Source organism: Pseudomonas sp. Eth.TT006, assembly GCF_054456575.1.
In genome coordinates, this window is sequence record NZ_JBTJEN010000002.1 from 109,855 (window position 1) to 132,898 (window position 23,044).

Here is a 23,044-nt window from a genome sequence, read left to right on the forward strand (position 1 = left end):
GTTGTTAACCTTAAGTTACAAAACCTCCCTTCGTTTTGCGCTATACAGAGACAGCGCCCGATAGTGGCTATCTGCTTTCGCCCCGCGCCTGCCCATAAAAACAAGAAAAGCCAAGGGAGACTTCCAGTGAAGAGCTTGCTCTATCCCGCCGTCTCGCTGATGAACCGCCTGAGCTTCGGCATGAAGTTCAGCCTGATCAGCGTGCTGTTCCTGGTGCCGATGCTGGTGACCAATTTCTATCTGGTGCGCGAGTCCTATCGCGAATTCCAGGGCACCCGGGTCGAACTGCAGAGCCTCGACCTGCTGGGCAGCAGCCTGAGCCTGCGCCGGGATCTGGAAACCCTGAATAATCGAGTGCAGATCAACGTCGTCCTCGGCCAGTCCGGAAAGGCTGACAATCTCGAAGCGCAGATCAACAGCCTGGAACAGACCGTCCTTGCGCGCTTGCAAGGCCTGCAGGCGACAACCGAAGACCCCGAGCAGATCAGGCTGTTCGATGGCAAACGCGAGGAAATGCTCAGCGCGTTCAAGGCGCAGCAGGCGGAAAGCTCCCTGCAAAGCAAAAGTGCAATGATCGGCAAACTGCTCGGCAACGCGCAGATTTTCAGCCAGATCATCGCCAGCCAGGCCGGTCTGAGCCGTGATAATCAGGGCGATATCCGTCAACTCAGCGAACTGCTGACCAACATCACACCAGCCGTGACTCAAACCCTTGGCGAGGGCCGGGCGATCGGTTCTTACTCGTTGGGTCAGGGCTTTCTCAACAGCTCGTCGAGCACCCGGTTTGACGAGTTGCTGGCACAGATCGAAAAGCTCCAGGCCGAATACGCGCTGAAACTGCAGGATGCCCTTGATTCCAGCAACGCCGCGCGCGCCGACCTCAGCACTCAGGCTGATGGCAGCAAGGCGTCGCTCAAGCAGGCCAGCGAACTGTTTGAACAGCAAGTCGTGGTGGCCGAAACCCTCGATACGCCGTGGCAAGGGTTCTACGATCAGGTCAGCGGGCTGATGGACGCCACCTACCAGCTCAACGACGCAACCCTGAAATTCCTTGATAGCCAATTGCAACAGCGCCTGGCGCAGAACCGCACGCACATGCTGTTGCAGGCGGTGGCGTTGTCGCTGGTGTTCGTGCTGATTTTTTATCTCTACGGCGGTTTCTACGCCTCGACCCGCACCACGCTCAAGCGCCTGGGGGCGATGATGGACAAGGTCGCGGCCGGTGACATGACGGTCAATTTCGTCGCGCAGAGCCGTGATGAACTCGGCGAGTTGGGCGAGGTGTTCAACGGCACCGTGCGCAAGATTCACGATTTGATCGAACGGGTCGGTCACACCGTGGCCGAAGTCGAGCGTCAGGCCGGGCAGGTGGAAACCGTATCCGCGCAAAGCAATCAAGCCGTGGCTGGCCAGCGCTCACAGATCGAGCAAGTGGCAACTGCGATGAACCAGATGTCGGCGACCTCGCTGGAAGTGGCGCGCAGCGCGGCAGCAGCGGTGAGCAGCGCGCACAGCGTCAACGAAGAAACCGTCAGCGGTCGCGGACTGGTCGAGGCGCAGCAGGGCAGCATTACCGCGCTGGCCAGTGAGATCGATCAGTCGGTGTTGGTGATCAACCAGTTGGCCAGTGACAGCCAGTCGATCAGCCGCGTACTGGAAGTGATCAAGAGCATCGCTGAGCAAACCAATCTGCTGGCGCTCAACGCGGCCATCGAAGCGGCCCGCGCCGGTGAACAGGGGCGAGGGTTTGCCGTGGTTGCGGACGAGGTGCGTACTCTGGCCAGGCGTACCCAGCAATCGACCGAGGAAATCGAGCAGATGATTGCCAGGTTGCAGGGCGGGGTTGGCGCAGCGGTAAAAGCCATGGGCGTCAGCCATCAGATGGCCAATGGCACGGTCGGCCAGTCGGAAAAGGTCCAGCAGGCGCTGGAAAACATTCTGGGGGCAGTGGGCATGATCGTTGATCAGAACCAGCAGATCGCGGCTGCCGTGGAGCAACAGACCGCCGTGGCGCACGATATCGACCAGAACATCGTCGAGATCAACCGCGCCGGCGAACGCACCGCCCAAGGCGCGCATCAGACCGAGGACGCCAGCCGCGCGCTGTCGGCGCAGGTGGTGGAGCTCAAACAATTGATCAGCGCGTTTCGCGTGTGACGGCCGGGTTAACTCCCATGGAATAGCTCTTGTGGTGAGGGGATTTATCCCCGACGGACGCAAAGCGTCCCCTGCCAATCAATCGTGGGACTGCTGCGCAGCCCATCGGGGATAAATCCCCTCACCACAGGGCTCACTCCTACAAGTTAGGCGGCAATGTCAGAAGATTTTGTAATGCTTTGCAACTCACGCGTGTAAGCCAATTCCTGTTTTCTGACGACGGCTGGCTTTTCGGCACTAATGAGCCAGTATCCCGATACCGTTGATTGCGTCGAGGAGGCCGCTCATGTCCGTTGCAACCCTGGGAGTTCAGGGCCGTTGTGCGCATTGTCAGACCACCCAGTTGCTCAAGGCGTGGCAACTCAATGCCATCGCCATCAACGAACCGTTCATGTGTGCGCACTGCCAGAAAAGCCTGGAGCTGCGCTGCCCGAAACAGATCAAACGCTTCAAATCCCTCGATTCGCTGGGACTGTTGCGCTTCAGCGCGTCACTCACGGTGTGCACCGCGTTGCTGGTGGCGTTGGTCATGGAGTGGATCGGGCTGCTCAGCGTGACCGAGCAGCTGAACGCTTCACTGATCGTGATTTTCGTGTACTTCGCGATGGTGCGCTTTGTTCATCATCGCCAGCGCATGACCTTGATCCTCGACGCGGCCAAGGCCCACGCGGACTGACTGTAGGAGCTGCGGCACGCTGCGATCTTTTGATTCAGGCCCTGAAAAACAAGATCAAAAGATCGCAGCGTGCCGCAGCTCCTACAGAGGGTGGGTTACCAGCCGAACACTTCGCAGCAGTTGGCAGTGCTTGAAGTAGCCAGTTGCTCTGGGCTGATCTTCATCAACTCGGCAAGCGCCGTGCAGATCGCCGGCAAGTGCACCGGGGTATTGCGTACTCCGGGGAACATCGCGGGGGCCATGTCCGGCGAATCGGTTTCCAGCACGATCGACTGCAGCGGCAGATCCGCCAATACCCGATGCATGCGCAACGCCTGCGGCCAGGTCGGTGCGCCGCCCAGTCCCAGTTTGAACCCGAGTTTGATGTATTCCCGCGCCTCTTCGCGGCTGCCGGCAAAGGCGTGGATGATGCCCGCGCGTTTGAGCTTGAAGCGCTTGAGCGTGGCGATCACCGCGGCGTGGCTGCGGCGCACGTGGATCAGCGCCGGCAGGGCGAAGTCTGCCGCCAGTTGCAGCTGCGCCTCGAACAACGCTTGCTGGCGCTCGCGGTCGAGGGTTTCGATAAAGTAATCCAGACCGATCTCGCCCACCGCGCACAGTTGCCGATGGCCACGCAGGCGAGTCAGCCAGTCGCCCAGCGTGCTCAGGTCCTGCGGGCGATGCTGATCGAGATAAACCGGGTGCAGACCGAACGCCGCGTACAGCTCGGCATCGCTCTGCACCAGATCCCACACCCGCTGCCAGTTGCCCTCGTAGACCCCCAGCACCACCATGCGCTGCACACCGAGGGCGCGGCTTTCGGCGAGCAACGCCGATCGGTCGGCGTCGAAGTCGGGGAAGTCGAGGTGGGTGTGGCTGTCGATCAGCTCCACGGCTCAGTCCCGGTGAATACGCTGCTTGAAGGTACGGGCGATGGCCTGCACGCCGGGCTCGTATTCGGATTGCTCGACGGCAGCCAGTGCCAGTTGCAGTGCCTTGTCGGCGATCAACTGGTGCTGCTGGGCCATTGCATTGACCGGCAGCGGCAGGAAGTCCAGCAACTGCGTGTCACCGAAAGTGCCGAGGCGCAACGGCCGGGACTTCAGCGGGAAGTCATGCAGCGCATCGAACACGCCCTGCAGCAGTACGTAGGACGTGGTCACCAGCGCGTCCGGCAAATGCCCCAGGCGCTGCAGGAGTTCTTCCATCAACTGCTTGCCGCACTCGCGGCTGAACGACTCGGCATGCTCGACCAGCACTTCGCCTTTGAAGTCGATCAGCGCCTGCCTGAAGCCGGCGGCACGTTCCTGGCTGATGCTCAGTTCCGGGCGCGCGCCGAGCAGCACGATCTGTTTCGGTTGCGGGTCGAGCAGGCTCTGGGTCAGGTGCAGGCTGGCTTCGCGGTCGTCACTGATCACCGAGCAGAAATGCTCCGGCTCCATGACCCGGTCGATGGCGATGATCGGCAGCCCCTTGGCCTGCAACTGGCGGTAGCTGTCGTCGCCGGCCGGCAGGCAACTGGCGACGATCAGCGCATCGCAGCGACGCGCGCGGAACAGTTGCAGCAACTGGCGCTCGCTGTCGGGCGCATCGTCGGAGCTGGCGATCAGCAACTGATAGCCCCGCGCCCGTGCGCCTTGCTCCAGCAGTTTGGCGATCCGCGCGTAACTGGGGTTTTCCAGGTCCGGCAGAATAAAACCCAGCGTGCGCGTGTGCCGACTGCGTAGCCCGGCCGCTTGCGGGTTGGGCGTGAAGCCGTGTTGCTCGACGACCGCACGCACGCGCTCGACCGTGGCGTTGCTGATGCGTTGCTGTTCGGCCTTGCCGTTGATGACGTAGCTGGCGGTGGTCACGGACACTCCGGCCAACCGTGCGATATCACTGAGTTTCAACCCGGTATTTCCTTGTTTTTTCGAGCTAGCCGCGACATTTTCGCCAATCCTACCCGATAAGGGCAGGCGACTATTGTCGCAGCGCATCCGACAAGTTGGACTTCAAGGATGAGACATTATCGAGTAACGTGCCGATCAATCTAGATTAAACGTTTCAGCAAGCGTATTTTCTACGTTTTAGACGCCTTTGGCCGGTTCTGCCGTGAAACCGCCAAAACTGCCCCTGAAAAGGATCGCCGCCAGCGCCTAAGCTGCAAACAATCCAAAACAATACCTGGCGTCATCAGGCGCCAAAAAGGAGATCGCATGCTCGAGCTCACTATAGAGCAGATATCCATGGGCCAATCGGCTGTGGATAAACCCGCCGCCCTGCAATTGCTCGCCAATCACCTGGTCGCCGATGGTCTGGTTGCCGATGGCTACCTCGCCGGTTTGCAGGCCCGGGAAGCCCAGGGCTCGACCTTTCTCGGTCAAGGTATTGCCATTCCCCACGGCACCCCGGAAACCCGCGATCAGGTATTCGCCACCGGCGTGCGCCTGATGCAGTTTCCCGAGGGCGTGGATTGGGGCGATGGGCAGATCGTTTATCTGGCGATCGGCATTGCCGCCAAATCCGACGAACATTTGCGCCTGCTGCAACTGCTGACCCGCGCCCTCGGCGAGACCGATCTGGGCCAGGCCCTGCGTCGCGCCAGTTCCCCGGAAGCGCTGCTGAAACTGCTGCAGGGTGCGCCGCAGGAACTGGCGCTGGATGCGCAGATGATCGGCCTCGGGGTGTCGGCCGACGATTTCGAAGAACTGGTCTGGCGGGGCGCGCGTCTGCTGCGCCAGGCCGATTGTGTCAGCAACGGCTTTGCCGGCGTATTGCAGCAAGTCGAAGCGCTGCCGCTGGGCGATGGCCTGTGGTGGCTGCACAGCGAACAGACCGTGAAGCGTCCGGGCCTGGCGTTCGTCACCCCGGACAAACCGATGCGTTACCTCGGCCAGCCGCTCAGTGGGCTGTTCTGTCTGGCCAGCCTGGGCGAGGCGCATCAGGCGTTGCTTGAGCGCCTGTGCGCGTTGCTGATCGAAGGCCGCGGCCATGAACTGGGCCGCGCCACCAGCACCCGCAAAGTCCTTGAAGTGCTCGGCGGCGAGCTGCCGGCCGACTGGCCGAGCGCGCGAATTGCGCTGGCCAACGCCCACGGCTTGCATGCACGTCCGGCGAAAATCCTTGCGCAACTGGCGAAGAGCTTCGACGGCGAAATCCGTGTGCGCATTGTCGACAGCCAGGACAGCGCCGTGTCGGTGAAGAGCCTGAGCAAGCTGCTCAGCCTCGGTGCCCGTCGCGGTCAGGTACTCGAGTTGATCGCCGAGCCAAGCATCGCCGCCGATGCCTTGCCGGCACTGTTGGCCGCTATCGAAGAAGGCCTCGGTGAAGAAGTTGAACCGCTGCCGGCCGTCAGTCAGCAGCGTGAAGTCGTCGCCGATATCGCTGAAGTGCTGCTCGCCCCGGCGTCCGGCGCGCAGTTGCAGGCGATCCCTGCCGCACCGGGTATCGCCATCGGCCCGGCGCACATTCAGGTGCAGCAAGCCATCGATTACCCGTTGCGCGGTGAGTCCGCCGCTATCGAGCGCGAGCGTCTCAAGCAAGCACTGGACGACGTACGCCGGGACATTCAGGGCCTGATCGAACGCAGCAAGGCCAAAGCGATTCGCGAGATTTTCATCACCCACCAGGAAATGCTCGACGACCCGGAGCTGACCGACGAAGTCGACACGCGCCTCAAGCAAGGCGAAAGCGCCGAGGCGGCGTGGATGGCGGTGATTGAAGCCGCGGCCAAACAACAGGAATCCTTGCAGGATGCCTTGCTCGCCGAGCGTGCAGCGGACCTGCGTGACATCGGTCGCCGGGTGCTGGCGCAACTGTGCGGCGTGCAAACCGCGAACGAGCCGGAGCAACCGTACATTCTGGTGATGGACGAAGTCGGTCCATCGGACGTGGCGCGTCTTGATCCGGCGCGGGTAGCGGGGATTCTCACCGCGCGCGGCGGCGCCACCGCGCACAGTGCCATCGTCGCTCGCGCGCTCGGCATTCCCGCGCTGGTCGGTGCCGGCGCCGGGGTGTTGCTGCTGGAGCCGGGCACGCCGTTGCTGCTCGACGGCCAGCGCGGGCGTCTGCACGTCGACGCCGATGCCGCGACCCTGCAGCGCGCCGCCGAAGAACGTGACACCCGCGAGCAACGCCTCAAGGCTGCCGCCGAACAACGCCATCAACCGGCGCACACCACTGACGGTCACGCCGTGGAAGTGTTCGCCAACATCGGTGAAAGCGCGGGCGTCAGCGCTGCGGTGGAGCAGGGCGCCGAAGGCATTGGTCTGCTGCGCACCGAACTGATTTTCATGGCCCACCCGCAAGCGCCGGACGAAGCCACTCAGGAAGCCGAATACCGTCGCGTACTCGACGGCCTTGGCGGGCGGCCGTTGGTGGTGCGTACTCTGGACGTCGGTGGCGACAAACCGTTGCCGTATTGGCCGATCGCCAAGGAAGAAAACCCGTTCCTCGGCGTGCGCGGCATTCGCCTGACGTTGCAGCGTCCGCAGATCATGGAAGCGCAACTGCGCGCCTTGCTGCGTTCGGCGGACAACCGCCCGTTGCGCATCATGTTCCCGATGGTCGGCAGCGTCGAAGAGTGGCGTCAGGCCCGCGACATGACCGAGCGTCTGCGCCTGGAAATTCCGGTCGCCGATCTGCAACTGGGGATCATGATCGAAGTACCGTCCGCCGCGTTGCTGGCGCCAGTGCTGGCCAAAGAAGTCGATTTCTTCAGCGTCGGCACCAACGACCTGACGCAGTACACCCTGGCCATCGACCGTGGTCATCCGACGCTCTCGGCCCAGGCCGATGGCCTGCACCCGGCGGTGCTGCAACTGATCGACATCACCGTGCGCGCGGCGCATGCCCATGGCAAATGGGTTGGCGTGTGCGGCGAACTGGCGGCGGATCCGCTGGCGGTGCCGGTGCTGGTCGGCCTCGGCGTCGATGAGCTGAGCGTGTCCGGGCGCAGCATCGCCGAGGTCAAGGCGCGCATCCGCGAACTCAGCCTGACCCAGGCGCAAACCCTTGCTCAACAAGCCCTCAGCGTGGGCAGCGCGAATGAAGTGCGCGCATTAGTGGAGGCCCTGTAATGGCCAAGATTCTCACCCTGACCCTCAACCCGGCGCTGGACCTCACGGTCGAGCTGCCGCGGCTGGAGGCCGGTCAGGTCAATCGCAGCGACGCGATGCACACCCATGCCGCCGGCAAGGGCGTCAACGTCGCGCAGGTGCTGGCGGACCTCGGGCATCAACTGACGGTCAGCGGCTTTCTCGGCGCCGACAATCTGCAAGCTTTCGAAACCCTGTTCGCCAAGCGCGGTTTTGTCGACGCGTTCATTCGCGTGCCGGGAGAGACGCGCAGCAACATCAAGGTCGCCGAACACGACGGGCGCATCACTGACATCAACGGCCCGGGACCGGTGGTCGACGCAGCGGCGCAGCAGGCGTTGCTTGAGCGCCTGGTGCAGATTGCGCCGGGTCACGATGCGGTGGTGGTGGCCGGCAGTCTGCCGCGTGGCGTCAGCGCGCAATGGTTGCGCGAGCTGATCGAACGCCTGAGCGCACTCGGTCTGAAAGTCGCCCTCGACAGCAGCGGTGAAGCCTTGCGCGCCGCCCTTGAAGCGCGCCCGTGGCTGATCAAGCCGAACACCGAAGAACTCGCCGACGCGCTCGATTGCGATGTGGTCGCGCAGGCCGCTGAAGCCCAGGCTGCAGCGTGCCTGCATGCCAAGGGCATCGAGCACGTGGTGATCTCCCATGGCGCCGACGGCGTGAACTGGTTCAGCGTCGGCTCGGCGCTGCATGCCTCGCCGCCGAAGGTCACGGTCGCCAGTACGGTGGGGGCCGGTGACTCGCTGCTGGCCGGCATGCTCCACGGTCTGCTCAGCGCCGAGACGCCCGAGCAGACCTTGCGCAGCGCCACGGCGATTGCCGCGATGGCGGTGACGCAGATCGGTTTCGGCATCAACGATGCGGCGCAACTGGCGCAGCTCGAACAGGGCGTACGCGTGCGTCCCCTGACAGAACAATAAGAGGGTTTGTCATGAAATTAGCCATTGTCACGGCCTGCCCGAACGGCATGGTCACCAGTGTGCTGTGCGCCCGTCTGCTTGACGCGGCAGCCCAGCGTCAGGGCTGGAGCACCAGCGTTGAAGTGGTCGATGCCGCGCACCCGGAACGTGAATTGTCCGCCGCCACCATTGAAGCGGCGGAGTGGGTGTTGCTGGTGGTCACCGGCGACATCGACATGACCCGTTTCGTCGGCAAACGCGTGTTCCGCATTGCCCCGGCGCAAGCGCTGCAGGATGTCGAAGCGGTGCTGCGTCGCGGCGCTGAAGAGGCTGAAGTGTACGTCGCCAGCGAAGCGGCGCCGGTGGCTGCTGCGCAACGTGCGCCGCGCATTGTTGCGATCACTGCGTGCCCGACCGGCGTCGCCCACACCTTCATGGCCGCAGAAGCCTTGCAGCAAACTGCCAAGCGTCTGGGCTACGAGCTGCAGGTCGAAACCCAAGGCTCGGTCGGCGCGAAAACCCCGCTCAGTGCGGCGGCGATTGCCGAGGCCGACGTGGTGTTGCTGGCCGCCGATATCGAAGTCGCCACCGAGCGTTTTGCCGGCAAGAAGATCTATCGCTGCGGCACCGGGATTGCCTTGAAGCAGTCCGAAGCGACGCTGAAAAAAGCCCTGGCGGAGGCTCAGGTCGAGAGCGCTGCGGGCGACGGCTCGGCACCGATCAAGCAAGAGAAAACCGGGGTCTACAAACACCTGCTGACCGGCGTGTCGTTCATGCTGCCGATGGTGGTGGCCGGTGGTTTGATGATCGCCTTGTCGTTCGTCTTCGGCATCACCGCGTTCAAGGAACCTGGCACGCTCGCTGCGGCGCTGATGCAGATCGGTGGCGAGACTGCGTTCAAGCTGATGGTGCCGCTGCTCGCCGGTTACATCGCCTATTCGATCGCCGACCGTCCGGGCCTCGCGCCGGGGATGATCGGCGGCTTGCTGGCGAGCACTTTGGGCGCCGGGTTTATCGGCGGCATCGTCGCTGGTTTCATCGCCGGTTATGCGGCCAAGGCGATCGCCCGTTATGTGAAGTTGCCGCAAAGTCTCGACGCGCTGAAACCGATTCTGATCATCCCGCTGTTCGCCAGCCTGATCACCGGTCTGGTGATGATTTACGTGGTCGGCAAACCGGTCGCCGGCATGCTCGCGGCGCTCACGCAGTTCCTTGACAGCATGGGCACCACCAACGCAATCCTGCTCGGTGTGCTGCTCGGCGGCATGATGTGCATCGACCTCGGTGGGCCGATCAACAAGGCGGCGTATGCGTTCTCGGTGGGGCTGTTGGCCTCGCAGAGTTATGCACCGATGGCCGCGACCATGGCTGCCGGTATGGTGCCGCCAATCGGGCTGGGTATTGCCACTTTCATCGCTCGGCGCAAGTTCGCCCAGACCGAGCGCGAGGCCGGCAAAGCAGCGTTCGTGCTGGGGCTGTGCTTTATCTCCGAAGGGGCGATTCCGTTCGCCGCCAAAGACCCGCTGCGGGTGATCCCGGCCAGCATCGCCGGCGGTGCGCTGACCGGCGCGCTGTCGATGTATTTCGGCTGCAAACTGATGGCGCCACACGGCGGTCTGTTTGTGCTGGCGATCCCGAATGCGATCAACCATGCGCTGTTGTATCTGCTGGCGATTGTCGCGGGGAGTTTGCTGACGGCGGTTGTGTACGCAACGCTCAAACGCCCGGAAAGCGCTGACTTGGCAATGGAACCTGCCCAGGCCTGACCGACAACGCAAATCCCCTGTAGGAGTGAGCCTGCTCGCGATAGCAATCTGTCAGAGACATTGATGTTGCCTGACACACCGCTATCGCGAGCAGGCTCACTCCTACAAGGTTTCGGGTTGTTCTTAAGATTTTGTTCAACCACTTACCCTGTGGGAGCTGGCTTGCCAGCGATTGCAATCTGTCAGTGACGTTGAGGCTGGCTGACTCACCGCCATCGCGGGCAAGCCCGCTCCCACAGGGATCTTTGTCATCCCCAATTCATGAAGCCATGCTTAAGTTTTCCTTTTTCCAGGGAGAACAGCATGAGCGATTTCAATCCGGGGCGGCGGCGGGTCATGCAAGTGGTGGGCGCCGGGCTGCTGATGCCGGGGCTGGCGCCGGCGGTGATTGCGTCGGTCAAGGACCGGCCGCAACTGACTGACGGCGTACAGTCCGGCGATCTGCAGGGCGACCGCGCGATGATCTGGAGCCGCAGCGACCGTCCGGCGCGGATGGTGGTCGAGTGGGACACCCGCAGCCAGTTTCGCCACCCGCGCCGTGTGGTTTCGCCACTCGCCGATGCGCGCACCGACTTCACCGCCCGCGTCGAGCTGACCGGGCTGCCCACCGATCAGGCGATTTTCTATCGGGTATATTTCAAGGACGCGCAAACCGGCGTCGCCAGCGAACCGTGGCTCGGCCACCTGCGCAGTGCACCGAAGGCGCGGCGCAACATCCGCTTCGTCTGGAGTGGCGACACCGTCGGCCAAGGCTTCGGCATCAACCCGGACATCGGTGGCATGCGCATCTACGAATCCATGCGCCTGCGCCTGCCGGACTTCTTTATCCACAGCGGCGACACCATCTACGCCGACGGCCCGGTGCCGGCGCAACTGACCACCGAGGGCGGGCGCATCTGGCGCAACCTGACCACCGAAGCCAAGAGCAAAGTCGCCCAGACCCTCGACGACTACCGCGGCAATTACCGCTACAACCTGATGGACGAAAACATCCGCCGCTTCAACGCCGAAGTGCCGCAGATCTGGCAGTGGGACGATCACGAAGTGGTCAACAACTGGTCGCCGGGCAAGCAGCTCGACGAGCGTTATCAGGAAAAAGATATCCACACCCTGGTCGGCCGTGCGCGCAAGGCCTGGCTGGAATATTCGCCGATGCGTTTGCAGGCGGCCGACGGTGGCGGGCGGATTTATCGCAAGCTCGGTTATGGGCCGATGCTCGACGTGTTCGTGCTCGACATGCGCAGCTATCGCGGCGCCAACGACGACAACCTCGGCGCAGCCAAGCCGTTCCTCGGCCGTGAGCAACTGGACTGGCTCAAGCGTGGGTTGAAGCACTCCAAATCGCAGTGGAAGGTGATCGCCGCCGACATGCCGATCGGCCTCGGTGTACCGGACGGTGAAGTCAGCCCGGGCGTGGCGCGCTGGGAGGCGGTGGCCAACGGCGATCCCGGCCCGGCGCAGGGACGCGAACTGGAAGTCGCCGAGCTGCTGGGTTTCCTGCGCGCACAGCAGGTGCGCAATTTCGTGTTTCTGACGGCGGACGTGCATTACTGCGCGGCACATCACTACCACCCGGACCGCGCGGCATTTCAGGATTTTGAACCGTTCTGGGAGTTTGTCGCCGGGCCGCTGAATGCCGGGAGTTTCGGCCCCAATCCGCTGGACAAGACCTTTGGCCCGGAAGTGGTGTTCCAGAAAGCACCGCCCACGCAGAACGCTTCGCCTTTTGCCGGGTTTCAGTTTTTTGGTGAGGTGAATATTGAAGGGCAAAGCGGGGAGATGAGCGTGGTGTTGCGCGATTTGAATGGGGTGGCAGTTTTCGAACAGAAACTGCAGCCGGTTTGATCTAACCGGCACTGCATTTCCTTGTGGGAGCGGGCTTGCTCGCGAATGCGGTATGTCAGTGAAGCAGATATCGACTGAAGCGACGCTTTCGCGAGCAAGCCCGCTCCCACAAGGGGGATGGGGTGTTGTCAATAGACGTCGCGGCGGTAGCGGCCCTGTTCGATCAGGCGTTCGACTTCGGCAGCACCGAGGATGTCGTTGAGTGCCTGGTCCACGCCAGCGGCCATGCCCTGAAGGCTGCCGCAGATGTAGATCACCGCGCCGTCGGCCAGCCATTTCTTCAGCTCGTCAGCGGATTCGCGCAGGCGATCCTGCACGTAGATCTTCTGCGCCTGATCCCGGGAAAACGCCAGGTCCAGACGCGCCAGATCGCCATTGATCAACCACTCTTCGAGCTCCGCGCGGCAGAGGAAATCGTGTTCGCGATTACGCTCGCCAAACAGCAGCCACTGGCGCTGCTGACCGTCAGCGATGCGCGCCTTGAGCAGGCTGCGCAATCCGGCAAGACCGGTGCCGTTGCCCAGCAGAATCATTGGCACCGGCGCATTCGGCAGATGGAAACCACTGTTGCGGCGCACGCGCATACTGATGCTGGCGCCGACCGGCGCATGCTCGGTCAGCCAGCCGGAAGCAATGCCGAGGCTGCCATCGCTGTGTTGCTCTTGACGCACGATCAGCTCCAGCACACCGTCAGCGGCAATCGATGCAATCGAGTATTCGCGCATGGCCAACGGCACTAGCGAATCGACCAGCGCTTGCGCGTGCAGGCCGACCAGATGTGCGCGGTGTTCGGGCAGTTGGCGTGAGGCGAGGGCGACATCCAGCGGCTCTTCGAGACCGCTGACCTTCACCCGGGTTTCACCACGAATGCCGAGGCCATCAAGGAAATGCTCGACCGCCCACGCACTGTTGCGCGGCAGCACTTCCACCAGATCACCTGCCAGCCAACTGCTGGTGCTCGGTGCGCTCAAGCCCAAGAGGTACACCGGGGAACCGCTGCTGTCAGGGTTCATCAGTTCTCGGCGCAAAAGCGTCCAGTTTTCGTAGCTCGGCGCTTGCCAGGTGTCGACTGGTGCTTGCCCGGTGAGCAGACCGAGTTGGGTCTGCCAGTGCCGCAGGGCGTACGGGTCGCCGCTGTCGACTTCGACCGGGGCGAACAGGGTCTTGCCGCCGTGTTCGCTGAGCCATTGATGCAGGCGTCGGGCGAAGCCACAGAAGTGCGCATATTGGCGGTCACCCAAGCCGAGCACGGCGTAGTTCAGGCCATCGAGACTCGCAGCGTTGCGCAGCACTTTGCGTTCGAAACCGCGCGCGCTGTCCGGGGCGTCACCGTCGCCGAAGGTGCTGACCACGAACAGCGCGTTGTTCGATTCACGCAGATCCTGCGTGCTGAGATCGGCCAGCGGCTGGACCTTCACCGGCAACCCGGCGGCCTGCAACTGGCCGGCGGTCTGCCACGCCAGCTGCTCGGCAAAACCGCTCTGGCTGGCAAAACCGATCAACCATCCGGCACCGTTGCCGGCCGGTTGTTCGAGGCCTTTGCGCGCGTCCCGGATCTGTTTTTTCTTGCGGCGACGGTCGAGGTACAGCAACCAGCCGGTGATGAAAAACAGCGGCATGCACACCGCCGCGAGGGTGACGATGATCCGCCCGACGAGGCCGAAATAGCTGCCGACATGCAGCGCGTAAATACTGGTCAGCAGTTGCGCCTTGAAGCTCTTGTCGGCGTAGCGGTCGACACGTTTGACCACGCCGGTCGCCGGGTCGAGGGTGATCTGGTTGAGTGCGCGCTCATGCGGCGAGCTGTCGAGCAGATAGAACACGGTCGCCGGTTGCCCGGCCACGGCCGGCATGCGGATGTTGTAGGCGGACAGGCCCGGACCGGCGGCGCTGTAGATGCTGCTCCACATCGCTGCGTAGTCGGCGGTCGGTGCCGGACCTTGCGGTGCCGGGCCGCGACCACCGCGCACGCGCTCGTTTTGCGGCGCGTCGGACAGCAACTTGGTCAGGCCTTTGTTGTACCACTCGTATGACCAGGACAGCCCGGTCAACGCCAGCAGCAGATACACCAGCAGGCACCAGGTGCCGGCTACCGAGTGCAGGTCCCAATTGAAGCTGCGGCCCTTTTTCTTCCAGTCGAGGGTCAGCCACACGCGCCAGCTGTGCCACTGGCGCGGCCAGCGCAGGTACAACCCGGAGAGACAGAAGAACAACAGGATCAACGTGCACGCGCCAGTGATGTTGCGCCCGGTGTCGCCCATGGCGAGGAAGCGGTGCAGTTGCAGCATCAGGCCGAAGAAGTCCTGACCCACGGCGTCGCCCATGAACGTGCCGGTGTACGGATTGAAATAACGCATCTCGCCCCGGCGTTCGCCTTTGGGCGGAGTGAAGTAGACGCGTGCGGCGTTGCCGCTGTCGGTCTCGACCCAGAGCATCGCGACTTTCTTGCCAGACGTCGCTTCGATGTGTTCCACCAGTTCGACCGGAGGCAGGACGCCGGCCACCTGTTTTTCCACCTGCAACACCGATGGATTCAGCGCCCGCAGGATTTCGTCCTGAAACGAATAGGCGGCACCGGTAATGCCCATCAGGGCCAGCACCAGGCCGGCAGTGATGCCAAAAAACCAGTGCAACTGGAACAGGGTCTTCTTCAACACGTCGCTCGCCGTCCGTTCGGAAATTGTTTTCACGGCGCGCATTATGCCGTGGCTTATCGAGAAGCGTTCTTTATTACGCGCAAAAGCCCCGCCAACTGAATGAACGGGGCCTCGCCTGATGATCACCTCACCTGTGGGAGCGGGCTTGCTCGCGAACGCGATCTGTCAGTGACATGAAGGCTGACTGCCCCCCCGCTTTCGCGAGCAAGCCCGCTCCCACAGGTTCCACAGTGTTTAGAAGTGGAAGTTGGTACTCAACAGCGCCGTCCGGCCCGCCGCCTGGTTGGCGAAGTGGGTCGAGAAGGCTTTGTCGTAATAGGTTTCGTTGGTCAGGTTCTGCACGTTGAGTTGCAGGTCGACGTTCTTGCTCAGCTTGTACGCGGCCATGGCGTCGTAACGCACGTAGGAGTCGACCATGGTGGTGTTGGCCACGCTGCCGTAGACGTCGTCGACATAGAACGCGCCGCCACCGATGGTCAGCTTCGGCGTGACCTGATAAGTGGTCCACAGGCTGGCGCTGTTTTTCGGCGTGTTCGGCAGTTCGTTGCCGTCGTTGGCCTTGCCCATCGGGCCGCCGTCTACCTGTTCGCTGTCCATGAATGCGTACCCGGCGAACACTTGCCACTTGTCGGTGATCTTGCCGCTGGCCGACAGTTCGATACCTTGCACGCGGGTCTTGCCGGCGTTTTCGTACGAGGTGGTATCGACTTGAACCCGCGCGTTTTCTTTCTCGGTGCGGAACACGTCCGCGGTCAGCGACAGGCGATCGTTCAGCAGATCCCACTTGGTGCCGATTTCGTAGTTCTTGGTGGTTTCCGGCTCCATGTCACTCTTGAGCAGGTTGCCGTTGCGATCCGGGGTGCCACCCAGCGGATTGCCTTCCTGACCTTCACCCAGAGTATTGCCCGGTGGCGTTGCGGAGGTTGCGTAAGACGCATAGATGCTGCCGTTCTCCGCCGGTTTGTAGACCACGCCGAACTGGCCGGTGACGAACTCGCTGGTGTCAGCGCCTTTGGAGGTGGTGCGGCCAGCGTTGTTGTAGGTGTTGTAGCCGGTTTCGAAATGGTCGTAACGCAGGCCCATGTTCACCAGCCACTGCTGGGACAGTTCCAGGGTGTCGAACACGTACAGGGCGTAGGTGTCGGACTCGGTGTCGGTGCCGGCGTAGTTACGCGAGATCGCGCCGTTCCACGGATCATTCGGATTAGGGTTCGACAGCGAGGTGCAGTTGTAGCCGCTGGCGGCGCCGATCAGTCCCGGATTGCAGTTGGTGGTCACGGCACTGGTGCGTGGCGTGGTGTCGGTGTTGACGTTGTACGAGGACTTCTGGCTTTCCTCACGGGTGTATTCGACGCCGGTGGAGAAGCTGTTCTTGAAACCGGCGACGTAGAAGTTGCCGAACAGGTCCGTCTGGTTGGTGGTGGTCTCGGTGTTGCTCACGCGAGTGTTGGCCCGGCGCCAGACGCTGCCATTGTTGACGTTGCCCTTGCTGTCGTCCGGCTGGGTCAGGATGTAATCCTGCATGCTGGTGCCGTGGCGCAGGGTGTTCTTGATGGTCAGCGAGTCGCTCAGGTCATGCTCGATGGCGAAGGTCGCGGTGTCGGTGCGGCCCTTGCGGAAGTCGCGATCCAGACCATAGAAGTTGCTGTGATCGCCACCGGCGTACGGCTTGTCCGGGTTGGATTTGGTACGTGCCGCCGAACCTGCGGCCGGAATGGTGTAGGGAATGCCCGAGTCCGGGGTGTCGTTGCTTTCCAGATGGTAGTAGTCGAGGTTGACGCGGGTGTCGGTGCCCAGGCCGAACGCCAGCGACGGCGCTATACCCCAGCGGTCGTAATCGACCTTGTCGCGGCCGGCGACGTTGCTTTCGTGGCTCATCAGGTTCAGGCGCCCGGCAGCGGTGTCGCTGAACTGGTAGTTGCCATCCATCGTGTAGCGCTGGGTCTGGTCGGAGCCCCAGGTGAAGCCGCCGTCGAACGAATCGCCCAGGTGCGCTTTCTTGCTCACCAGGTTGATGCTGCCGCCCGCCGCACCGCGACCACCGATGGCCGAGTTCGGGCCTTTGCTGACTTCGATGTTTTCCACGGCGAAGATTTCGCGGCTCTGCGAACCGGTGTCACGTACGCCGTCGAGGTAGGTGTCGCCCTGAGCGTCGAAACCACGGATGAACGGGCGATCGCCCTGCGGGTTGCCGCCTTCACCGGCGCCGAAGGTGATGCCCGGCACGGTACGCAGCGCGTCCTGCATGTTCAGGGCGCCGGTGTCTTTGAGTACTTGTTGCGGGATCACGGTCACCGAGCGCGGCGTGTCGACGAGCGGGGCGGTGTACTTGGGCGAGGAGGCTTTTTCGACCTGGTAGGACGTCGAGTCCTGTGCTTCGCCAGTGATGGCGGTGGCGTCCAGGGCGATGGCATTGCCGGAGGTTTTGCTCTCGGTCTTTTCTGCAGCGAAGACCATGTGCCCGGCGGAGCCGGCAGTGATAGCGACGCCGATGGCCGAGGCGAGCAAACGTGGTGAACTGACCGGCAATTGTGCGTGTTGGCGTGACATTTTTATTCCCCTCCCCAAGGATTTGAGGTCGCGGAATATAGGGTAAACAGTTATTCGTATCAATTGCGAAACATTGTTATTCGCGACAAATTTACAATCTTTACAGTTTGACCTTACGGTTTTTGCCGATTCATTCGTCTGTGGGTTTTACTTGGTCAATAAGAATCAATACCATTGGCGTCCTTTTACCATCAGGTACGATCGCTATGCTGCTGCACATCCCCGGTCTGTTCGCCAAAGACGAAGTGCAGCGTATCCGCGAGGCGCTGGAGCAGGCTGACTGGGCCGATGGCAAGATCACCGCCGGCTATCAATCGGCCAAGGCCAAGCACAATCTGCAGCTGCCTGAAGGTCATCCGCTGGCCAAGGAGATCGGCGCGGCGCTGCTCGAACGGCTGTGGAAAAATCCGCAGTTCATGTCTGCTGCGTTGCCACACAAAGTATTCCCGCCGTTACTCAACTGCTACACGGCGGGCGGCAGTTTCGACTTCCATATCGACAACGCCGTGCGTCAGCCCAAGGGCAGCATCGAGCGGGTGCGCACCGATCTGTCGGCCACGCTGTTCTTCAGCGAGCCGGAGGATTACGACGGCGGCGAGCTGGAAATCCAGGACACCTTCGGCACCCAGCGGGTGAAACTACCGGCCGGCGACATGGTGCTGTACCCCGGCAGTAGCCTGCACAAAGTCAACGCGGTCACCCGTGGCGCGCGTTACGCCGCGTTCTTCTGGACGCAAAGCCTGGTGCGCGAAGACAGCCAGCGCGCGCTGCTGTACGAGATGGACGGCGCGATTCAGCAACTGACCCAGGACATGCCCGATCACCCGTCACTGATCCGCCTTACCGGCACCTATCACAACCTGCTGCGGCGCTGGGTCGAGGTATGAGTTTTCAACTGCGGCGCGAGGAAGTGCTCGACGGTGAGCAGCTCAGCGCCATGCTCGAAGAAAGTCCGGCCCGAGCCGCGCAGGCAATTTTGCTGGCGGCGGGCGAGGGCGTACCGGAGGCGCAGGCGTTGCTCGGGCAGATCCTGCTCGACGGGCATGGCATCGCTCAGGATCAAGCACTGGCGCTGCGCTGGTTCGGTATTGCGGCCGGGCGCGGGCATCTGATGGCGCGCAATATGCTTGGGCGTTGCCATGAGCATGGCTGGGGATGTGCGGCGGACGCGTCGATTGCCGCGCGACATTATCGAATCGCAGCGGAGGCCGGGCTGGATTGGGCGATGTACAACCTCGCCAACCTGCTCGCGACCGGGCGCGGTGTGGCGCTGGATCAGCTTCAGGCGCTGGTGTTGTACAAGTGTGCAGCAGAAATGGGTCATGCCAAATCGATGAACCTGCTGGGACGTTATCTGGAAGAAGGGCAGATCTGCCCGGCAGATCCGCAGGCGGCGCACGACTGGTATCGGCGCTCGGCCGAGAGCGGGGATTTTCGTGGTCAATTCAGTCATGCGGCGGTGTTGGCAGAACAGGGGCGAATCGATGACGCGTTGTCCTGGCTGACGCTGGCAATGGCTGGCGGCAACTTGCGTTTTCTGCAAGTGAGCAGTGATGCATTGCTCAAATCCACGCATCCGCAGATTCAGGCAATGGCAGTTGCTTACCGCCAGCAGATGGCTTCCCTCAGCGCCGGCAAGGGTGCTCCTCATCAGTAATGACGGGCTCCCCGTCCGGTCAACCGCGCAGCCAGCGTCCCTTCAGCGCGTTCAGGTAGTCGCGCAGCGTCTCGCTGTGTTCAAGCACCTTTTCGCCCTGAGCCAAAAGGTCACCCCTGGAGGAGGATTTGATCGCCTTGCCAAACAGTTCCAGCGCACTTGTCAGCTTGGTGACCTCACCGACGTAGGCGTCACGGTGCGGCAGTACTTTCTGTGTGTCAGTCAACTGACGCGTTTTCGTGTCGTTTTCCTGAAGCTGTCTGGCCAGCGACTTCACTCGCTCTTCGCGTTGCACGATTCGTGTCTGAATGATCGCCCGAGCATTCACCAGATCCTTGTATTTGATCAGCTCATTGGCCTCGTCGAGAAACTTGTTGGCGACAATCAGGCCAGCTTCCAGCGCAGCGGCTTCAGGGGTTATCGGTTTATTGCCGATCATTGCCTTCAGCTGTTCCAGCAGGGGTTTGATCCGGTCAATGAATGTCAGCTTTTCAAACTGCGCGATCGCTGCGTTCAGAACGCCTTCGTCGTCTCTGAGCACCGTCAGTGGAATTTGCTCAGCGCTGTGTTCATGGTCCAGCCTGAGCCTCGCTGTGGCCAGTTCCTCAAGCCTGAAGCGATTGTTGCTGATGACGATGCTCTGCATGGCGAACACTGAATTTTTCAATTCCCGATGCCATGTCGCAATTCGCTCGGTGGACAAACTGATCAGGCTCGTGGCAATGCGCATATACCCCTTTATGGCGTTTTCAACCTGAGGAGTGGGTTCAGCGCCTTTGAGAGCGGCCAGGGCCTGCAGATTGTCTTCCAGATCATCGGTTTCGAGCACCGTGATGGCCGATGTGATGATGTTGGCGGCTGCTTGATCCAGGTCGCTGACTGCAGCGTTCAGGTTGATCAGTTCATCGCTCAGCGCTTTGATGTACAGGTTGGCCGAGCCGATGATCGCCTGGTAACGAATGGCCTCGCGACTTTCCCGAAGGCGAGCAAGGTCTGGCAGAGCATAATTATTGTCAGTCATGAAAGATCCTTCTCTTTATTGGTAGTTAACTCAGTCGAAAGCGTTAATAAGTTGGTGGGAGTTGTGTTCTACAGTTTTCCAGTTTTTCAGGGTGATCCTTAGGCTGGAAACGAAGCTTCTCAAGGACAGGAAATCATGCATGCCCTTGATTTTGTTTTGCGAGGCGTTGATGTAGTCGGAGATGTTGATCCACAGCGTCTCCAGTTGTGAGGTGCTCTGAATCGCCCCTTCTACATAAATCGATATACTGTCCAGGCCTGCCTGAAATTCAAGTAGCGTGCCGGCGAGAATGTTTTTTTGTTTGACCTGCTCCGCCAGTAAGTCGCGTTGGGCGATCAGCGGACGTAGAACTTTTGCTTGTTCAATTTCAAGATACTTGTAATACAAATCTGTTCCATAAGGATTTTGGCGACCGGCGATGAAACCGAGAATGTTTTCGAAGAAATTCGGCTTGGTTTCCCGGGTCTTTTGTTCTACGGCTTTCTGCGCTTTATCAATGGCATCGTTCAGTTCAGTAATTTGCCGATTGATATCCTCATCGCCAGCCAGCTTCAGTTTTTCCCCAAGGCTGATGGAAACCTTGCCGCTCAATTCGGCCTTGAAGTACTGCAGTCTTGCGGCTACATCCAGACTGCTGAGCTTTTTCTCTTCGATGGAACTTGCAATGAATACCAGGGCCTCCTGGATAGAGCCGAATCGGTTCTTCTCCGTTTTACCGATTTCCAGTGGGGGGAGGGCGTTGATTTCCTCCTCGGTCAACGCATCGAGTGTACCGAGGTAGTTGATGTAACCGGGCATCGTGACAATGGCATCGATAATGTCCTGGCCGAAACTTTCCAGATCTTCCGAAAAGGTCGCCAGACTGCCGGCAACGCGTTTCATTGAATATTCGATGTCATTCCAGGAATTGGCATTGTTGATGAGAGTATGGTTGAGCGTGACGATGTCGAACGGTTCCAGTCCGACAATGCCGGTGTGTTTTGTTTTTAATTGCTTTTCCACATCTTCGATTGTGCGGGGCAGGGCTTTGGCTGCCGAAGTGTAGTTTTGGATTTTGCGAATGTCATCTTTTGTGATGAGCGGAGTTGAACTCGATTGCACTTTTTAATTCCTTTTTAAAGTGGTATTTGGAGTTCGCAGGTTAAGTGTATTTATTGTGAGAGGTATATCGAATGTGTGTAACTCATTATTGGTCAATATTTGTCATGTCTGGTTGTCTGAAATAAAAAAACCCGTGCCAAGGCACGGGTTTGTATGACGCTGGAAGTTGTTACACGTAAAACGATTTCAACGGCGGAAAGCCATTGAACTCCACTGCGCTATAACTGGTGGTGTAAGCACCGGTGGACAACCAGTACAGACGATCGCCGATCGCCAGGTTCAGCGGCAGGCCGTACTTGTAGTTCTCGTACATGATGTCAGCGCTGTCGCAGGTCGGGCCGGCAATCACCACTTCTTCCATCTCGCCTTTCTTTTCGGTCCAGATCGGGAACTTGATCGCTTCGTCCATGGTTTCGATCAGGCCGGAGAACTTGCCCACGTCGGTGTAGACCCAGCGCTCGACGGCGGTGCGGGATTTGCGCGCGACCAGTACCACTTCGCTGACCAGGATGCCGGCGTTGGCAATCAGCGAACGGCCCGGTTCCAGAATGATTTCCGGCAGGTCATCACCGAAGTCTTCCTTCAGGAAGCGGATGATTTCCTCGGCGTAGGTTTCCAGGCTGTTGGTGCGGGTGATGTAGTTGGCCGGGAAGCCGCCGCCCATGTTGATCAGCTTCAGGTGGATGCCGTCTTCTTCTTTCAGACGTTCGAAAATCACTTTGACCTTGGCGATCGCGGCGTCCCAGACGCTGATGTCACGCTGCTGCGAGCCGACGTGGAACGAGATGCCGTAAGGCACCAGGCCCAGGTCGCGGGCGAGGATCAGCAGGTCCATGGCCATGTCGGTCTGGCAGCCGAACTTGCGCGACAGCGGCCAGTCAGCGGTGGTCGAGCCTTCAGTCAGAATACGCACATAGACTTTCGAACCCGGTGCTGCCTTGGCGATGTTGCGCAGGTCGGCTTCCGAGTCGGTGGCGTACAGGCGCACGCCCTTCTCGTAGAAGTAGCGAATGTCCTTGGATTTCTTGATGGTGTTGCCGTAGCTGATCTGGTCCGGGCGCACGCCACGGCTCAGCACTTTGTCCAGCTCATAGATCGAGGCGATGTCGAAGCTCGAACCTTTCTCTTTGAGCAGGTCGATGATCTCGACGGCCGGGTTGGCCTTGACTGCGTAGTAGACCTTGGCGAATTCGAAACCGGCGCGCAGGTCATCGTAGGCCTTGGCGATCATCGCGGTGTCGATCACCACGAACGGGGTTTCCTGTTTGTCAGCGAACGCCTTCATTTTCTGAAAGGTTTCGCGCGCGAAATAGTCTTCGACCTGGATCGACATGCTGGGAGCTCCTATGGGCAAACTCGTAAAAACAATGGGTGCAAATGAACGCCCTCCGTATCCCCACTTTGGTTCGCCTACTTCCCAAGGCATGTCGCCGAAAGCAAAAAGGCCATGGGAAATTTCAGCTTCTTTTCCCTTGGCCTTGCTGTCTCGTCGTCAGTACTTGAGCCGGATGGATCGTTTCCAGCATGGACGTTCGGCGCGAACTTTAGGGCGTGGGGGGCCTGAGATCAACTAAAAATGTCGCGTTTTTGCACACTTCTGACGTGCGTCGCGGATATCACTCTTTGTAGCCGACCGAGATGACGGACAGATGTTC

15 protein-coding genes are annotated in these 23,044 nt (G+C 60.9%); 8 read left to right on the top strand and 7 right to left on the bottom strand.

What is annotated here, in order from left to right:
* Nucleotides 1–1,452 precede the first annotated feature (1,452 nt).
* Both ACXR0M_RS03685 and ACXR0M_RS03690 read left to right on the top strand, forming a co-directional pair.
* Nucleotides 1,453–2,157: a methyl-accepting chemotaxis protein gene (locus ACXR0M_RS03685; protein ID WP_458830807.1), complete on the top strand. Its 705-nt coding sequence runs from the start codon at nt 1,453–1,455 to the stop codon at nt 2,155–2,157.
* Nucleotides 2,158–2,443: 286 nt separating this feature from the next.
* Nucleotides 2,444–2,833, top strand: coding sequence for a hypothetical protein (locus ACXR0M_RS03690; protein WP_458830018.1), 390 nt, complete (start codon nt 2,444–2,446; stop codon nt 2,831–2,833).
* A gap of 95 nt (nt 2,834–2,928) precedes the next feature.
* On the opposite strand, the gene ACXR0M_RS03695 is transcribed toward ACXR0M_RS03690, so the two are convergent.
* Both ACXR0M_RS03695 and cra read right to left on the bottom strand, forming a co-directional pair.
* Nucleotides 2,929–3,705 (bottom strand): TatD family hydrolase, encoded by a 777-nt coding sequence (locus tag ACXR0M_RS03695; RefSeq protein ID WP_458830020.1) that lies wholly within the window; start codon nt 3,703–3,705, stop codon nt 2,929–2,931.
* A gap of 3 nt (nt 3,706–3,708) precedes the next feature.
* Complete coding sequence (cra, locus tag ACXR0M_RS03700) at nt 3,709–4,704, bottom strand: catabolite repressor/activator (RefSeq protein WP_458830022.1); 996 nt, start codon at nt 4,702–4,704, stop codon at nt 3,709–3,711.
* Between the two features lie 306 nt (nt 4,705–5,010).
* Between cra and ptsP the strand changes: the two genes are divergently transcribed.
* The 4 genes from ptsP to ACXR0M_RS03720 all read left to right on the top strand — a co-directional run bounded on the left by ptsP (nt 5,011) and on the right by ACXR0M_RS03720 (nt 12,403).
* Complete coding sequence (ptsP, locus tag ACXR0M_RS03705; RefSeq protein ID WP_458830024.1) at nt 5,011–7,872, top strand: phosphoenolpyruvate--protein phosphotransferase; 2,862 nt, start codon at nt 5,011–5,013, stop codon at nt 7,870–7,872.
* Nucleotides 7,872–8,813, top strand: a complete 942-nt coding sequence (pfkB, locus tag ACXR0M_RS03710; protein WP_458830026.1) for a 1-phosphofructokinase — start codon at nt 7,872–7,874, stop codon at nt 8,811–8,813. Before ptsP ends, pfkB begins: the two co-directional genes overlap by 1 nt.
* Nucleotides 8,814–8,824: 11 nt before the next feature.
* Entirely contained in the window at nt 8,825–10,558 is a 1,734-nt protein-coding gene (locus ACXR0M_RS03715; RefSeq protein WP_458830027.1) for a PTS fructose-like transporter subunit IIB, read from the top strand.
* A gap of 303 nt (nt 10,559–10,861) precedes the next feature.
* A complete protein-coding gene (locus ACXR0M_RS03720) occupies nt 10,862–12,403 on the top strand; it encodes an alkaline phosphatase D family protein (protein ID WP_458830029.1) in 1,542 nt (513 codons plus the stop codon).
* A gap of 128 nt (nt 12,404–12,531) precedes the next feature.
* Here ACXR0M_RS03720 and ACXR0M_RS03725 read toward each other — a convergent pair whose 3' ends face one another.
* Both ACXR0M_RS03725 and ACXR0M_RS03730 read right to left on the bottom strand, forming a co-directional pair.
* A complete protein-coding gene (locus tag ACXR0M_RS03725) occupies nt 12,532–15,060 on the bottom strand; it encodes a PepSY domain-containing protein (RefSeq protein ID WP_458830031.1) in 2,529 nt (842 codons plus the stop codon).
* Between the two features lie 234 nt (nt 15,061–15,294).
* A complete protein-coding gene (locus ACXR0M_RS03730) occupies nt 15,295–17,610 on the bottom strand; it encodes a TonB-dependent receptor (RefSeq protein ID WP_458830033.1) in 2,316 nt (771 codons plus the stop codon).
* 206 nt (nt 17,611–17,816) lie between these two features.
* Between ACXR0M_RS03730 and ACXR0M_RS03735 the strand changes: the two genes are divergently transcribed.
* Entirely contained in the window at nt 17,817–18,497 is a 681-nt protein-coding gene (locus ACXR0M_RS03735) for a Fe2+-dependent dioxygenase (protein WP_458830035.1), read from the top strand.
* Entirely contained in the window at nt 18,494–19,267 is a 774-nt protein-coding gene (locus tag ACXR0M_RS03740; RefSeq protein WP_458830037.1) for a tetratricopeptide repeat protein, read from the top strand. Before ACXR0M_RS03735 ends, ACXR0M_RS03740 begins: the two co-directional genes overlap by 4 nt.
* Before the next feature lie 19 nt (nt 19,268–19,286).
* Here ACXR0M_RS03740 and ACXR0M_RS03745 read toward each other — a convergent pair whose 3' ends face one another.
* From ACXR0M_RS03745 to ACXR0M_RS03755, 3 genes are all read right to left on the bottom strand, one after another.
* Entirely contained in the window at nt 19,287–20,288 is a 1,002-nt protein-coding gene (locus ACXR0M_RS03745) for an alpha-xenorhabdolysin family binary toxin subunit B (protein ID WP_458830039.1), read from the bottom strand.
* Nucleotides 20,289–20,318: 30 nt separating this feature from the next.
* On the bottom strand, nt 20,319–21,389 hold the full coding sequence (locus ACXR0M_RS03750; protein WP_458830041.1) for an alpha-xenorhabdolysin family binary toxin subunit A: 1,071 nt from the start codon (nt 21,387–21,389) through the stop codon (nt 20,319–20,321).
* Nucleotides 21,390–21,558: 169 nt separating this feature from the next.
* The gene (locus ACXR0M_RS03755; RefSeq protein WP_458830043.1) at nt 21,559–22,722 is read right to left on the bottom strand and encodes a type III PLP-dependent enzyme; all 1,164 of its coding nucleotides are present in this window, start codon (nt 22,720–22,722) and stop codon (nt 21,559–21,561) included.
* Nucleotides 22,723–23,044: the final 322 nt, after the last annotated feature.

Excerpts from the sequence above, each read along its gene's own strand:
- ACXR0M_RS03730 (WP_458830033.1), bottom strand. The coding sequence starts at position 17,610 with ATGTCACGCCAACACGCACAATTGCCGGTCAGTTCACCACGTTTGCTC.
- ACXR0M_RS03740 (WP_458830037.1), top strand. The coding sequence starts at position 18,494 with ATGAGTTTTCAACTGCGGCGCGAGGAAGTGCTCGACGGTGAGCAGCTC.
- ACXR0M_RS03690 (WP_458830018.1), top strand. The coding sequence starts at position 2,444 with ATGTCCGTTGCAACCCTGGGAGTTCAGGGCCGTTGTGCGCATTGTCAG.
- ACXR0M_RS03745 (WP_458830039.1), bottom strand. The coding sequence starts at position 20,288 with ATGACTGACAATAATTATGCTCTGCCAGACCTTGCTCGCCTTCGGGAA.
- ptsP (WP_458830024.1), top strand. The coding sequence starts at position 5,011 with ATGCTCGAGCTCACTATAGAGCAGATATCCATGGGCCAATCGGCTGTG.
- ACXR0M_RS03735 (WP_458830035.1), top strand. The coding sequence starts at position 17,817 with ATGCTGCTGCACATCCCCGGTCTGTTCGCCAAAGACGAAGTGCAGCGT.
- pfkB (WP_458830026.1), top strand. The coding sequence starts at position 7,872 with ATGGCCAAGATTCTCACCCTGACCCTCAACCCGGCGCTGGACCTCACG.
- ACXR0M_RS03755 (WP_458830043.1), bottom strand. The coding sequence starts at position 22,722 with ATGTCGATCCAGGTCGAAGACTATTTCGCGCGCGAAACCTTTCAGAAA.
- ACXR0M_RS03715 (WP_458830027.1), top strand. The coding sequence starts at position 8,825 with ATGAAATTAGCCATTGTCACGGCCTGCCCGAACGGCATGGTCACCAGT.
- ACXR0M_RS03685 (WP_458830807.1), top strand. The coding sequence starts at position 1,453 with ATGTCGGCGACCTCGCTGGAAGTGGCGCGCAGCGCGGCAGCAGCGGTG.
- ACXR0M_RS03720 (WP_458830029.1), top strand. The coding sequence starts at position 10,862 with ATGAGCGATTTCAATCCGGGGCGGCGGCGGGTCATGCAAGTGGTGGGC.